Origin of the sequence: Actinoplanes subtropicus (assembly GCF_000721705.1) — a bacterium.
Classification (GTDB): domain Bacteria; phylum Actinomycetota; class Actinomycetes; order Mycobacteriales; family Micromonosporaceae; genus Actinoplanes; species Actinoplanes subtropicus.
Genome location: NZ_JOJL01000028.1, coordinates 39,863 through 53,542, shown reverse-complemented (window position 1 = coordinate 53,542; position 13,680 = coordinate 39,863). Strand labels below are relative to the sequence as shown.

11 protein-coding genes are annotated in these 13,680 nt (G+C 71.0%); 9 read left to right on the top strand and 2 right to left on the bottom strand.

Features of this window, described 5'->3' with window-relative positions; translation table 11 throughout:
* Position 1: 1 nt before the first annotated feature.
* Both IH26_RS0135375 and pseB read right to left on the bottom strand, forming a co-directional pair.
* Positions 2 to 1,126, bottom strand: a complete 1,125-nt coding sequence (locus IH26_RS0135375) for a DegT/DnrJ/EryC1/StrS family aminotransferase (RefSeq protein ID WP_030440625.1) — start codon at positions 1,124 to 1,126, stop codon at positions 2 to 4.
* Entirely contained in the window at positions 1,126 to 2,109 is a 984-nt protein-coding gene (gene pseB, locus IH26_RS0135370) for a UDP-N-acetylglucosamine 4,6-dehydratase (inverting) (protein WP_030440624.1), read from the bottom strand. Before pseB ends, IH26_RS0135375 begins: the two co-directional genes overlap by 1 nt.
* Positions 2,110 to 2,340: 231 nt before the next feature.
* Between pseB and IH26_RS0135365 the strand changes: the two genes are divergently transcribed.
* The 9 genes from IH26_RS0135365 (at position 2,341) to IH26_RS0135325 (ending at position 13,328) form a co-directional block, all read left to right on the top strand.
* Positions 2,341 to 2,586, top strand: coding sequence for an acyl carrier protein (locus IH26_RS0135365; protein WP_030440623.1), 246 nt, complete (start codon positions 2,341 to 2,343; stop codon positions 2,584 to 2,586).
* Complete coding sequence (locus IH26_RS0135360; protein ID WP_030440622.1) at positions 2,579 to 3,316, top strand: SDR family NAD(P)-dependent oxidoreductase; 738 nt, start codon at positions 2,579 to 2,581, stop codon at positions 3,314 to 3,316. Before IH26_RS0135365 ends, IH26_RS0135360 begins: the two co-directional genes overlap by 8 nt.
* On the top strand, positions 3,313 to 4,545 hold the full coding sequence (locus IH26_RS0135355; RefSeq protein ID WP_030440621.1) for an AMP-binding protein: 1,233 nt from the start codon (positions 3,313 to 3,315) through the stop codon (positions 4,543 to 4,545). Before IH26_RS0135360 ends, IH26_RS0135355 begins: the two co-directional genes overlap by 4 nt.
* Entirely contained in the window at positions 4,542 to 5,576 is a 1,035-nt protein-coding gene (locus tag IH26_RS0135350) for a LuxE/PaaK family acyltransferase (RefSeq protein WP_030440620.1), read from the top strand. Before IH26_RS0135355 ends, IH26_RS0135350 begins: the two co-directional genes overlap by 4 nt.
* Positions 5,573 to 6,757: an acyl-CoA reductase gene (locus tag IH26_RS0135345; RefSeq protein WP_157437553.1), complete on the top strand. Its 1,185-nt coding sequence runs from the start codon at positions 5,573 to 5,575 to the stop codon at positions 6,755 to 6,757. Before IH26_RS0135350 ends, IH26_RS0135345 begins: the two co-directional genes overlap by 4 nt.
* Positions 6,754 to 9,048: a hypothetical protein gene (locus tag IH26_RS54395; protein WP_034216673.1), complete on the top strand. Its 2,295-nt coding sequence runs from the start codon at positions 6,754 to 6,756 to the stop codon at positions 9,046 to 9,048. Before IH26_RS0135345 ends, IH26_RS54395 begins: the two co-directional genes overlap by 4 nt.
* A 53-nt stretch (positions 9,049 to 9,101) precedes the next feature.
* Positions 9,102 to 10,406 (top strand): sensor histidine kinase, encoded by a 1,305-nt coding sequence (locus IH26_RS0135335; protein ID WP_030440755.1) that lies wholly within the window; start codon positions 9,102 to 9,104, stop codon positions 10,404 to 10,406.
* 28 nt (positions 10,407 to 10,434) lie between these two features.
* Complete coding sequence (locus IH26_RS0135330; RefSeq protein WP_030440618.1) at positions 10,435 to 11,079, top strand: response regulator; 645 nt, start codon at positions 10,435 to 10,437, stop codon at positions 11,077 to 11,079.
* Between the two features lie 71 nt (positions 11,080 to 11,150).
* A complete protein-coding gene (locus IH26_RS0135325; RefSeq protein WP_030440617.1) occupies positions 11,151 to 13,328 on the top strand; it encodes an MMPL family transporter in 2,178 nt (725 codons plus the stop codon).
* Positions 13,329 to 13,680 lie beyond the last annotated feature (352 nt).

Here is a 13,680-nt window from a genome sequence, read left to right as displayed (position 1 = left end):
GTCAGCTCCCCAGGATCTGACGAAGCTCCTCCACGACGCGATCCTGATCGGCATCGGTGAGGTCGACGAAGAGCGGCAGGGACAGCTCCTCATCGTAGAAGCGCTCGGCCACCGGGCACTGGCCGCGGCGGTAGCCCATGTCCTCGAAGACCGGGTGCCAGTACACCGGGATGTAGTTGACCTGCACCAGGATGCCGGCGGCGCGGAGCTTGTCGTACACCTCGCGGCGGCGGCCGTCGAGGATGCGCACCGGGTAGAGGTGGCGCATCGGGTCGACGCCCTCGCGCTGGATCGGCAGGCGCAGGCCGGGCACGTCGGCGAGCAACTCGTCGTAGCGGGCGGTCAGCCGCTGCCGGGTGGCCTTGAACTCGGCGAGCCGGCTCAGCTGCGAGCTGCCCAGCGCGCAGAGCACGTCGGGCAGGCGGTAGTTCTGCCCGAACGACTGCACCTCGTAGTACCAGCCGCCCTCGTCCCGGCGGCGCAGCCGCTCCGGCTCGCGGACCATGCCGATGTTCTTGAAGGTGCGCGCCCGGTCGAGCAGGTCGGCCCGGGTCGAGGCGACCGCGCCGCCCTCGGCCGTGGTCAGGTTCTTGGTCGGGAAGAACGAGAACGTGGTGAGGTCGGCGAGCGTGCCGACCGGCCGGCCGTGGTACGTGGAGCCGATCGCGTGCGCGGCGTCGCCGATCAGCAGCGCCTCCAGCGGCTCGGCGATCTTGCGGAGCGCGTCGTACTCGGCCGGGTGACCGGCGTAGTCGACCGCGGCGATGGCCCGGGTGCGGCCGGTGACCGCGGCCTCGACGGCGGCCGGGTCCAGGTTGGCCGTCTCGTCCTCGACGTCGGCGAAGACCACGGTGGCGCCGAACATGGCCGCCGCGGAGGCGGTGGCCACGAACGTCATCGGGGTCACCACGACCTCGTCGCCGGGGCCGACGCCGGTCGCCGCGAACGCCGCGTGCAGCGCCGTTGTGCCGTTGGTCACGGTGACCGCGGGCGCGCCGGCGACGGCCTCGATGTCCTTCTCGAACTGCGCGACCCGGGGGCCGGTGGTGAGCCAGTCGCTGCCGAGGGCGGCGACGACCGCTTCGACGTCCGACTGGTCGATCGACTGCCGCCCGTACGGCAGCATCATTTCTCCTCGTCGATGAGCTTGCGCATGTCCTCGATGCTCAGCCACAGGTCGTTGTTGTCCGAGCGGTAGTTGAAGCCGTCGGCGACCTCCTCGCCGCCCTCCGGCTCCTGGTAGCCCCAGCTCGCGACGACCGGCTGCACCACGTAGCGGTCCGGGAAGCGCAGCGTACGGCGGCTGTCGTCGGAGGCGATCATCTCCTCGTGCAGCTTCTCGCCGGGGCGGATGCCGGTCTCGTGGGTCGCCGAGCCGGGCGCGACCGCCTCGACCAGATCCATGATCCGCATGCTCGGGATGCGCGGCACGAACAGCTCGCCGCCGGCCATCTTGTCGAACGAGTCGACCACGAACTTCACGGCCTGGGGCAGCGTGATCCAGAAGCGGGTCATCCGCTTGTCGGTGATCGGCAGGCTCTTGCCCTCGGCGGCCAGCCGGCGGAACAGCGGCACGACCGAGCCGCGGCTGCCCATCACGTTGCCGTAGCGGACCACCGAGAACCGGGTCGGGTGGGTGGCGGCGTAGTGGTTGCCGGCGATGAACGACTTGTCGGCGACGAGCTTGGTCGCGCCGTACAGGTTGATCGGGCTGGACGCCTTGTCGGTGGAGAGCGCGACCACCTTCTTGACCCCGGCGTCGATGGCGACGTCGATCACGTTCTGCGAACCGTTGATGTTCGTCGCCACGAACTCGGAGGGGTTGTATTCCGCGGTGTCGACCTGCTTGAGCGCGGCCGCGTGGATCATGTAGTCGACCCCGTGCATCGCGCGCGCCAGCCGGTTGCGGTCGCGGATGTCGCCGAGGAAGAAGCGCAGCCGCTTGTCGTCGCCGAACAGCTGGCGGACCTCGTACTGCTTCAGCTCGTCCCGGGAGAAGATCACGATCCGCTGCGGGTCCAGATGTGTCAGGGCGTAATTGAGGAACGCCTTCCCGAACGATCCGGTGGCACCGGTGACGAGGATCGAGGATCCGCTGATTTCAGACACGATGGGGCTCCGAGGGGTCGGCGAACTAGGAGGCCTTGAGTCCGCTCAAGGGTGGCGGGTGGGGCGGTTGGATGGAGTACGAGCCGGAAGCATAACCACTCTCCGTGGCGTTTCCAGGCGGGATGGAAAAGGATACCTTGCGTTCACCTCCTGTTAACCCTGGCTTGGTCGTGTCGTCCAGCACCCTGTAAGAAGGTAGGAGCCCTCTGCCCACCCCACCCTGGAGAGACCGTGACCGAGCTGCAGAAACTGCGGGAAGCGTTCCGCACCGCTTTGGATCTTCCGGCGGATGCGCCCGTGGACGATCTGCACTACCAGGACAACGAAAAGTGGGATTCGCTCGCGCACATGTCGCTGATCGCGACCATCGAGGACGAGTTCTCGGTCATGATCGACACCGACGACGTGATCAACATGTCGAGCTTCGCGGAGGCCGTGCGGATCCTCGGCAAGTACGGGGTGACCATCAATGACTGACCGGGTGGCCCTGGTCACCGGGGCCTCCCGCGGAATCGGCCGGGCGACCGCGCAGAAGCTCGCCGAGCGCGGTTACGACCTGCTGTTGCACGGCCACGGCGCCGAGGCGGTCGCCGCGGTCGCCGAGGATCTGGCGGCCAAGTTCAACGTGACCACGTTCACGGGGCACGGCGACATCGGCGATCCGGCCACCAGCAAGGCGCTCATGCAGCTGGCCTTCGCTAACTTCAAGCGGCTCGACGCGCTGGTGGTCAACGCGGGCACGCACGCCGCCGGCATGCTGGGCATGACCGACGACGCGACGATCCAGCGGCTGTTCGCGGTGAACTCGGCCGGCGCGGCGTACACGCTGCGCGGGGCCGCGCGCCTGCTGGCCCGTGGGCGTACGCCCGCGGTGGTTCTGGTGTCTTCGATCACCGCGACGCGCGGTGTGGCCGGCCAGGCCGTCTACGCCGCGTCCAAGGCCGCCGTGGCGGCCCTGGCAAAATCGGCCGCCAAGGAGTTGGGGCCGCAGGGCATCCGGGTCAATGCGGTGGAGCCGGGCTTCATCGCCACTGACATGCTGGACACGCTCGACGAGAAGGGGCGCGCGGAGCGGATCGCCGACACCGCGCTGGGCCGGCTCGGCGAGGCCGACGAGGTCGCCGACGTGATCGCATTCCTCCTCTCCGAGCAGGCCCGGTTCGTCACCGGCCAGATTCTCGGAGTGGATGGAGGATTGACGCTGTGAACCTGCTTCACCCCGGCGCGCGTGTGATCGACGCCGCGACGGGTGAGACGCTGACGGCCGAGGCGATCGACGCGGCGGAGGCCACGCTCGCCGCCGAGCCCGGCCCGCTGGTGTTTCACCCGATTTCCACGACTATTTCCGGCATCGCGCGGTACCTCGCGGCGTTCCGGCTGGGCCGGCCGGTCATGCTGCTCGACCCGGAGGCGGACGTCGCGCACTGGGCCGAGCGGTTCGCCACCGACGAGGTGCATCCCGACCTGGCGGTGCTGTTCACCACCAGCGGCTCGACCGGCAACCCCAAGCTGGTCCGGCTGTCCCGCGAGGCGGTGCTGACCAACGCCGAGCAGATCGCGACCGTTCTCGACATCGGTGCGGACGACGTGGCGATCACCACGTTGCCGCTCTTCTACTCGTACGGGATGTCGGTCCTGAATTCGCACCTGCTGCGCGGGGCCACGGTGATCCTCGAGCGTACCGGCATCATGCAGCGCGACTTCTGGACCGCCGCGGTCGAGCACGGCGTCACCTCGATGGCGTTCGTCCCCTACCAGTACGAGATGCTGCGCCGGCTGCGCTTCGACCCGGCCAAGTACCCGGCGCTGCGCAAGCTCACCCAGGCCGGCGGCCGGCTGCGCACCGAGCTGATCAGCGACTTCGCGCAGCGGATGGCGACGGTCGGCGGCTCGCTCTACGTGATGTACGGCACGACCGAGGCCGCGCCCCGGATGGCCACGCTGCCGCCGGAGCGACTGACCGACAAGCTTGGGTCGGTCGGGCTCGCGCTGCCCGGCGGGTCGTTCGACATCTCGCCCGACGACGAGGTCGTCTACCGCGGGCCGAACGTCATGATGGGGTACGCCGAAACCGCCGCCGACCTGGTCAAGGGCGACGAGATGGGCGGCGTGCTGCCCACTGGCGACCTCGGCCGGATCGACGACGAGGGCTTCCTGTTCATCACCGGCCGGGCCAAGCGGATCGGCAAGGTCTTCGGCGTCCGGATCAACCTGGACGACGTGGAGAAGAACTTCCCGGTGGCGGCGGTGCCCGGCGGCGACCAGCTGATCGTGTACGCCGAGGGCATCTCGGACGACGAGGCCCGCGACCTGCGTACCAAAATCGCCGAGTGGCTGGGGACACATTTCTCCGGCGTGGTCGTGCGTAGCATCGAGTCCTTGCCGCTGCTGCCCAACGGCAAGGTCGACTACCGCGCCTTGGAGGCGTCGCTGTGAGTGTCTTCACCCTTCCGCAGGCGGTGAAGGAGGAGGTCCTGCTGAAGGACCTCTCCGCGCTCGTCGCCCATCACCGTCAGCGCTGCGCGCCGTACGACCGGATCCTGGCGGCCAACGGTTACGAGGGGGCGTCCTCCGTCGCCGAGTTGCCCTGGCTGCCCGTGCGGCTCTTCAAGAATCTCGAACTGAAGAGCATTCCGGACGACGAGGTCTTCAAGGTCCTGACGTCCAGCGGTACGACGGGGGAAGTTAGCCGGATTTATCTGGACAAAGCGGCGGCTGCCACCCAGACCCGGCAGCTGGGCGCGACCGTGCAGTCCGTGCTCGGCCCCAAGCGGCTGCCGATGCTGCTGGTCGACACCAAGGCCATGCTCAAGGACCGGCGCTCGTTCAGCGCCCGCGGCGCCGGCGTGCTCGGCATGTCGACGTTCGGCCGCGACCACGTCTGGGCGCTCGACAACGACGGGCACGTCGACCTCGACGCGATCCGCGGCTTCCTGGAGAAGCACGGCGACGCGCCCTTCCTGATCTTCGGCTTCACCTACATGGTCTGGCTGCACCTGTACGAGGTGGCCCGGGACCACAACCTGGACCTCGCGAACGGCATCCTGATCCACTCCGGCGGCTGGAAGAAGCTGGTCGACCAGGCGGTCTCCCCCTCCGCTTTTCGTGCCCGCCTCGCCGAGGTGGGGCTGGTCAGCACCCACAACTTCTACGGCATGGTCGAGCAGATCGGCACGATCTTCCTGGAGGGCCCGTCCGGCGGCTCGCTGTACTGCCCCGACTTCGCCGACGTGATCGTGCGGGACCCGGTGACCTGGCGGGAGCTGCCGCCCGGCGAGACCGGCCTGCTCGAGGTGGTGAGCACGCTGCCCACCTCGTACCCGGGGCACGTGCTGCTCACCGAGGATCTCGGCGTGGTGCACGGCATCGACGACGGCGACTGGCCCGGCAAGCGTTTCTCGGTCAGCGGCCGGCTGCCGCGGGCCGAGGCCCGGGGCTGCTCCGACACGTACCGGGAGGCGGCGTGATCCAGTTCCGGTTCGGCTCCGAAGGCGACCTGACCGCCCCGGTCGACGACCGGCTGGCCGTCGGCGACGAGCGGGTCGTCGACTTCCTCGCCAAGGTGGCCCGCAAGCTGCTCGCCCCGGCCGTCGCCCGGCGGCACCCCGAGCTCGGCTCGCTCGGCTACTTCCTGCGGCCGGCCGAGCTCAACCGCGCGGTGAGCCGGATGCGCCGGGAGGACGCGATCGTCTTCCCGCGCGGCAACGTCTTCCACGTGCCGCCGGCGAACGTGGACACCATCTTCGTCTACTCGTGGGCGCTCTCCGCGCTGGCCGGCAACCACAACGTGGTACGCATCTCCTCGCGCTCCGCCGGGGCGGCCGACGCGATCCTCGACGCGCTGAACGAGGTGGACGCCGACCCGGTGATCCGGCGTACCCAGCGGATGGTCACCTACGGCCGGGACGACGTGCTGACCGCGGCCCTGAGCCAGTGGGCCGACCTGCGGGTGATCTGGGGTGGCGACTCCGCGGTCGAGGCGATCCGCAAGCACCCGCTGCGGCCCTCGGCCCGCGACCTGACCTTCCCCGACCGTACGTCCTGGGCGGCCATCTCGGCGGCCGGCTGGCGCGCCGCCGACCCGGCCGCCCGGCGCGCGGCGGTGGTCGGCTTCACGAACGACGCGTACTGGTTCGACCAGGCCGCCTGCTCCTCGCCGCGCACCGTCTTCCTGGTCGGAACGGAGACCGCGGACGTACGGGCCGAGTTCATCGAGTTGCTGCTCGAGGTGGTCGACCAGCGCGGCTGGCAGGTCGACGCGGCGATGGCGGTGGAGAAGCGGGTCAACGCGTACGGCCTGGCCGCCACCGGCGCGGTCACCGCGCTGGACTTCCCGGCCAACACGGTGACCGCGATGTCGCTGGCCGCCGTGCCGGACGCGCCGCGGCGCTGGATCGGCGCGGGCGCGTTCCCGTTCGCCGAGGTCGGCTCGCTGCTCGACCTGGTGCCGGCGATGAACCGGCAGGACCAGACCTTCAGCCACTTCGGCTTCGCGCCGGCCGAGCTGCGGGCGTTCGCGCTGGCGCTGGCCGGCCGCGGGGTCGACCGGATCGTGCCGTTCGGCTCGGCGCTGACCTTCAGCGCCATCTGGGACGGCTACGACCTGCCGCACGAGTTCACCCGGTTGACCACCGTGGTCGCGTCGTGACCGAGGCCCTGCTCGAACCGGCCGCCGAGGTGGCACCGCCGCCGCCCGCCCCGCGGTCTCGCCGGCTGCTGCTGTCGGTCGTGCCCTGGCTGATCCCGGCCGTGGTCACCGGCGCCATGCTGCACGCGACCGGCACCCCGGCCTTCGATATCGCCCGGTACGCGGTCTACCTCGCGCTCGCCGTGCTGCTGCCCGGCACGCTCGTGCACCGGGCGCTGCGCGGCAGCCGTGGCAACCTTCCGGAAGACCTGGGCCTCGGCGGCGCGACCGGCCTGCTCCTGATGCTCGTCGGCTGGGCGCTGGCCGCCGCGACCGGCCTGCAGGTGCTGCTCCCGGGCTGGCCGCTGCTGATCATCCTGCTCTTCGTGGCCGTCCCGCGGTTGCGCCGGCACTGGCGGATAGCCGACCCGCAGCCGTTGCCGGCGGTCTGGTCGTGGGGGATCGCGGTGGCGATCGCGATGGCCGTGCTCTCGCTCGGCACCACCTGGCGCAACACGCCGCTGCCGCCGGCCGACGCCTCCTGGTATCAGGACCTCGGCTACCACCTCGCCCTGGTCCGCGAGCTGATGCGGTCGATGCCGTTCCAGGTGCCGCAGCTGGCCGGCGACACCCTGCGCTACCACTACCTCTCCGACGCCGACATGGCGACCGCCGCGATGATCACGAAGATCGACCCGGCGACCGTTCTGCTCCGGCTCTGGCTGCCGCCGATCATGGCGCTCACCGCGCTGGTCGCCGCCGCCCTCGCCCGGCAGCTCGCCGGCAAGTGGTGGGCCGGCGCGCTCGGCGGCGTGCTCGCGGTGACCGGGCTGCCGCTGATTCTGGGCTCGCCGGTCACCGCGGTCAGCGGCGCTACACTCAGCTACCTCAGCCCGTCGGAGAGCTATCAGCTGCCGCTGGTCGGGCTGCTGCTGGCGGTCGCCGCCGACGTGCTGCGCGGGCGGGCGATCGGCTGGGCCTGGGCGTTGGTCTTCCCGCTCGGGGTGGCCGTCGCGGGCGCCAAGTCGAGCGGCCTGCCACCGGTCGTGGCCGGGCTCGCCGCGGCCGGGCTCGCGGTCTTCTTCTGGCACCGGGAGCGGCTGCGGGCGACCCTCATCCTGTTCGGGACCGCCCTTGCCGCGATGCTGATCGGGTACAAGCTGTTCGCGGGCGGGGGCGCGGGCACCCTCAAGGTGCAACCGCTCTCGGTTCTCGACATCTTCCTGCCGTACCGGCAGACGCTGGGCGCGCACGACCTGAACGACGGCAATGTGCCGCTCGGCCTCGCCGACGCCTCGGCGGGCGGCCTGCTGTTCATCGGCGCGCTGATCGGCTGGTGGCTGCTCATGCAGATCAGCCGGCTGGCCGGTCTCGCCCTGCTCGCGACCGGCCGGGCCGGGCGGGACCCGGCCGCCTGGCTGCTCGCCGGCGTCACCGTGGCCGGCGCCGGCGGGATGTGGCTGTTCTGGCACCCCTCCGGCAGCCAGATCTACTTCTGGTCGGGCGTGCTCGCGTTCGCCACGGTCCTCACCGTCTGGCTGCTCGCCGACCGTGCCCCCGGGCCGCGTGCGCTGCTGGGTGGGCTGGTTGCCGGCGCGGTCTGGGCGATCGTCGCGCCCAAGTTCGCCGCCCCGAAGGTGCACACCGTCCGCGCCTGGTCCTGGGCGCTGCTCGAGCCGGTGCTGCTCACCGCCGTGGTGGCGGTCGTCGTGGTGGCGGTGGCGCTGCTGGTCCGGCGCGGTCCGGTCGCCCGGCGCGCGCTGCCGGCCGCGCTGGTCGCGGCCGTGCTCGGCGCGGGTTTCGGCGGCTTCGTCCTGCGGATCAAGCCCGAGATACGCCACGCTCTGCAGCCTGCCGTCAGCAAGACGAACCCGTCGGTCACCCGGGACGAGATGGCCGCCGCGCAGTGGCTCGACCACCACTCCGGCACCGACGACATCATCGCCACCAACGTGCACTGCCTGCGCTACAGCCCGAAGGGCGAGTGCGACGCCCGCGCCTTCTGGGTGTCCGCGCTCACCGGCCGCCGGGCGCTGGTGGAGAGCTGGGGATACACCGACCAGGCGCTGGCCGCCGACGGGATCAACGGCAAGCGGTATCCGCTCCAGCCGGCCCCCTACCCCGACCGGTTCGCGCTGAACGAGCGGGTCTTCGCCCAGGGCGACCCGGCCGACGTGGCCACCCTGCGCACCCAGTACCACGTACGCTGGCTCTTCGCCGACAGCCGGGTCGGCCCCATCTCGCCCCGGCTCGCCCAGAGCGCCACCGTGCGGCACGTCGCGGGGCCGGTCACCGTTTACGAGCTCCAGTAGGGTTAGCCCTACCGTCGATTCGGCGGTCAGCGGGATCGGAGGGGGGCCGGTCGATGCCTAGCGTCAGTGACATGACGACGACGACCCCCGCCCCGCGTCGGCGGATCCTCCGCCAGCTCGGCATCGACACGCAGTACGTCCTGGTCGGGTTCCCGCTCGGGCTCATCGGGGTCGTGCTCTGCATGACCATCTTCTGGCTCGGCATCGGGCTGAGCATCATCTGGATCGGGCTGCCGATCCTGCTCGGCGCGATGTATGTGGCTCGTGGTCTCGCGGTGCTGGAGCGCGCCCGGATCGGCCCGGTCTTCAGTCGGAAGCTGCAGCACCCGTACTACAAGAAGCCCACCGGCGACGGGTTCCCCCGCCGGCTGCTCGCCCCGCTGTCCGACGGGCAGAGCTGGCTCGACCTGCTGCACGGCATGTTCCGCTTCATCCCCAGCTCGATCTCCTTCTCCTTCGTGGTGACCTGGTGGGCCGGGGCGCTCCAGGGCTTCACCTGGGGCCTGTGGGGCTGGGCGCTGCCGGACGAGCCGAGCAACCAGGACCTGCCCGATCTGCTCGGCGTCAACGGGACGTACGGCGTCAAGGTCGCGTTCTACCTGGCCACCGGGGTCTTCTTCGCCGGCACCCTGTACTGGGTCGTCCGCGGCTCGGCGCTGCTCGAGGCGTACTTCGCCCGGGGCCTGCTCTGCGGCGTCAACGAGCTGCGCGAGCAGGTCGCCCAGGCCGAGGCCGCCCGCGAGGTCGCCCAGCAGCAGAAGGCCGCCGCCGTCTCGGCCGAGGCCACCGCGCTGCGCAAGCTCGAGCGCGACATCCACGACGGCCCGCAGCAGCGCCTGGTCCGGCTGGCGATGGATCTCGGCCGCGCCGAGCAGCAGTTCGCCACCGACCCCGACGCGGCCCGGGCCGCCGTGGCCGAGGCGCTCACCCAGACCCGGGAGACGCTCGACGAGCTGCGCGCCCTGTCCCGCGGCATCGCGCCGCCGATCCTGGTCGACCGTGGCCTGCAGGCGGCGCTCACCGCGCTGGCCGGCCGCTGCACCGTCCCGGTCGACCTGGACGCGCCGATGTTCGAGCGGCTGGCGCCGGCCGTCGAGTCGACCGCGTACTTCGTGGTCGCCGAGGCGCTGACCAACGTCGCCAAGCACAGCCAGGCCAGCGAGGTGCAGGTGAGCGTCGAGCGGATCGCCACCGGCCTGATGGTCACCGTCGCCGACGACGGGATCGGCGGCGCCAGCCTGGCCAAGGGGCACGGCCTGGCCGGTCTGGACGACCGGGTGCGCGCGGCCGGCGGGGTGCTGGCGGTGGACAGCCCGGCCGGCCGCGGGACACGGCTCACGGCCGCGCTGCCCCTATGAAACCCGGGGATCTGACAGCATTGGCGGCATGCGGGTCGTAATCGCTGATGACGCGGTGCTGCTGCGCGAGGGTCTGATCAGGCTCGTCGAGGAGAACGGCCACACCGTGGTGGCGGCCGTCGGCGACGGGCCTGCCCTCGTGTCCGCCATCGCCGAGCACAAGCCGGATGTGTCCATCGTGGATGTCCGGATGCCGCCCACGCACACCGACGAGGGGCTCCGCGCCGCCGTCGAGGCGCGTGCCCTGGTGCCCGGCACCCCGATCCTGGTGCTTTCCCAATACGTCGAGGTCTCGTACGCCGACGACCTGCTCGCCGACCGCCTGGGCGCGGTCGGCTACCTGTTGAAGGACCGGGTCTCCCAGGTCGGCGAGTTCCTCGACGGGCTGCGCCGGGTGGCCGGCGGCGGCACCGTGCTCGACCCCGAGGTGGTCAGCCAGTTGCTGGTGCGCCGCCGCCGGGACGACCCGCTGCGCAACCTCACACCGCGCGAGCGGGAGGTGCTCGGCCTGATGGCGGAGGGCATGTCGAACACCGCGATCGCCCGCAAGATGGTGGTCACCGAGGGCGCGGTGGAGAAGCACGTCCGCAACATCTTCACGAAGCTGGACCTGCACCAGGACGAGGAACAGCACCGGCGGGTGCTGGCGGTGCTCGCGTACCTGCAGGGGTAGTGCTAGCACTACCCCCAAGACGGGAGTCAACCACATCGATCGTGATCGCCGTTCTCCCTAGCGTCAGTGCCATGCAGACACGGGAGAACGTCAAGGGCATCGCGGCCCGGGCCGCGATGTGGAGCGCCCGGCACCGGACGCTCGCGATCCTCGGCTGGATCGCCTTCGTGGTCGGCGTCACCATCCTGAGTGGACAGATCGGGACCCGGGACGCCGTCGACGCCGACTACGGGCACGGCGACTCGGGCCGGGCCGACCACATCGTCGCGGCGGCCGGGTTCCCGGTCGAGCCGGCCGGCGAGATGGTCATCGTGCAGAACCGGGCCGGCACGAACCGTACGGCCGCCCTCGCCGACCTGACCAAGCAGCTCAAGAGCACCGCCGACGTGACCGGCGTGCAGGCCCCGATCGAGTCGCCGGACAAGCGCTCGTCGCTGATCACCTTCGGCATCACCGGCGACCCGGAGACGGCCAAGGAGCGGGTCGGCCCGGCGCTCGACACGGTCGCCCGGGTGCAGGCGGCACACGCCGACCTCTACATCGCCGAGGGTGGCTCGGCGAGCGGCGACAAGCTGATCGGCGACGCGCTCGACCACGGGCTGAGCCGGCTCGGCATGCTCTCCATCCCGGTCACCCTGGGCATCCTGCTCGTCGCCTTCGGCGCGGTGGTGTCGGCCCTGCTGCCGGTGGCGCTGGCGGTCACCGCGGTGGTGGGCGCGATCGGGCTGCTCGCCGCGGCCAGCCGGCTCGCACCGGCCGACCAGACGACGATGCACGTGATGCTGCTGGTCGGCCTGGCGGTGGGGGTCGACTACTGCCTCTTCTACATCAAGCGGGAACGCGACGAGCGGCGCGCCGGGGCCGATCCGCATCGCGCCCTGGTGATCGCCGCGCAGACCTCCGGCCGGTCGATCTGGGTCTCCGGGCTCACCGTGATCGTGGCGATGGCCGGCATGTTCTTCACCTTCGACACCACGTTCGTGAGCTTCGCGGTCGGCACCATCCTGGTCGTCGCGACGGCGATCCTCGGCTCGCTGACCGTGCTGCCGGCCATGCTCTCGGCGCTCGGCGACAAGGTCGACGCCGTCAAGATCCCCGGGCTGTACCGCAAGCGCGGCGACGGCCGGCTGTGGCACGGGTTCCTCAGGTTGGTGCTGGCCAAGCCGCTGATCTCGGCGCTGGTCGCGGTCGGCGCGCTCGCCGTGATCGCGTCGCCGGTGCTCGACCTGCACACCAAGGGGCAGGGCATCGAGGACTTCTCGCCGAAGGCGCCGATCGTGCGGGCGTACAAGGCGGTCGACGCGGCGTTCCCGAGCAAGACGTCGCCGGCTCGGGTCGTGGTCGAGGCGGCCTCGGTCAAGGGCGGCGCGTTCGACCGGCAGTTGGCCGCGTTCAGGACGGCCGTGGCCGGGAGCGGCGGGGAGCTCACCGGCCCGGTCGAGGTGAAGATCAACCCGGCCGGCACGGTCGCGGTCGTCTCGGTCGGCCTGGTCGGCGACAAGGCGCTCACCCACCTGCGCACCGATGTCGTGCCGGCCACCCTAGGCGACGCTCCCGGGGCGACCGCGCTGGTCACCGGGTCAAAGGCGGTGAACGCGGACTTCAACGCGCGGCTCGACGCCAGCCTGCCCTGGGTGTTCGGCTTCGTGCTGGGCCTGGCGTTCCTGCTGCTGCTCGTCTCGTTCCGGTCCGTGGTGGTGGCGATCACCGGGGTGGTGCTCAATCTGCTCTCGGTGGCCGCGGGGTACGGCATGCTGGTCTGGGTTTTCCAGTACGGCCACTTCGCGAAGCAGCTGCAGTTCGAGCCGGCGAGCGGGCTGATCAACTGGATGCCGCTGTTCCTGTTCATCATCCTGTTCGGCCTGTCGATGGACTACCACGTCTTCGTGCTCAGCCGGATCCGCGAGGGCTACGACCGCGGCCTGTCCACCCGGCAGGCGGTGCACGCCGGGATCGGCCGCACGGCGGGCGTCATCACCAGCGCCGCGGTCGTGATGGTGGCGGTGTTCGCGCTGTTCGCGACGCTGCCGCTGGCCTCGACCAAGCAGCTGGGCGTGGGCCTGGCCGCGGCGGTGCTGCTGGACGCGACGATCATCCGGGCGGTGCTGCTGCCGGCCGTGATGGCGTTGCTCGGCGACCGGAACTGGTATCTGCCGCGCTGGCTGAACTGGCTGCCGCAGATCGCGCACGAGCCGGTCACGGCGCCGGAGCCGATCCGCGAGGAGCGCGCGCTGACCCCGGTGGCCTGATTCTCCGAAAGTAGCGTGTGCCCCGCCCGGAAACGGGCGGGGCACACGGGCCGGCCCGACGCGCGGTGGGGGCAGGACCCCGCGCCGGGCCGGCCGCGAGCGGTCGGGGAAAACGTGGCGGCGTTTGTCCCCGACCGGTCCGAGGGACCTCGCGTCTGAAAATAATTCACGTTGCGAGCGTCCACTTTAGGCCGTGTTCCGGGCGGCGGGCGCCGGCAAACGGGGCAGGTGGGGCGGAGGGGCTGTGATGCCGCTCACATCCCCGTTGACAGGGACAAAGCGGGCAATCGACCAATGTCACTGCACATTGCAGGAATACATCTCTGACTTACGCTTGGGTGATATGGTGCGC

Coding starts and splice junctions, on each gene's coding strand:
- IH26_RS0135325 (WP_030440617.1), top strand. CDS start 11,151: ATGCAGACACGGGAGAACGTCAAGGGCATCGCGGCCCGGGCCGCGATG.
- IH26_RS0135335 (WP_030440755.1), top strand. CDS start 9,102: ATGCCTAGCGTCAGTGACATGACGACGACGACCCCCGCCCCGCGTCGG.
- IH26_RS0135375 (WP_030440625.1), bottom strand. CDS start 1,126: ATGCTGCCGTACGGGCGGCAGTCGATCGACCAGTCGGACGTCGAAGCG.
- IH26_RS0135330 (WP_030440618.1), top strand. CDS start 10,435: ATGCGGGTCGTAATCGCTGATGACGCGGTGCTGCTGCGCGAGGGTCTG.
- IH26_RS0135360 (WP_030440622.1), top strand. CDS start 2,579: ATGACTGACCGGGTGGCCCTGGTCACCGGGGCCTCCCGCGGAATCGGC.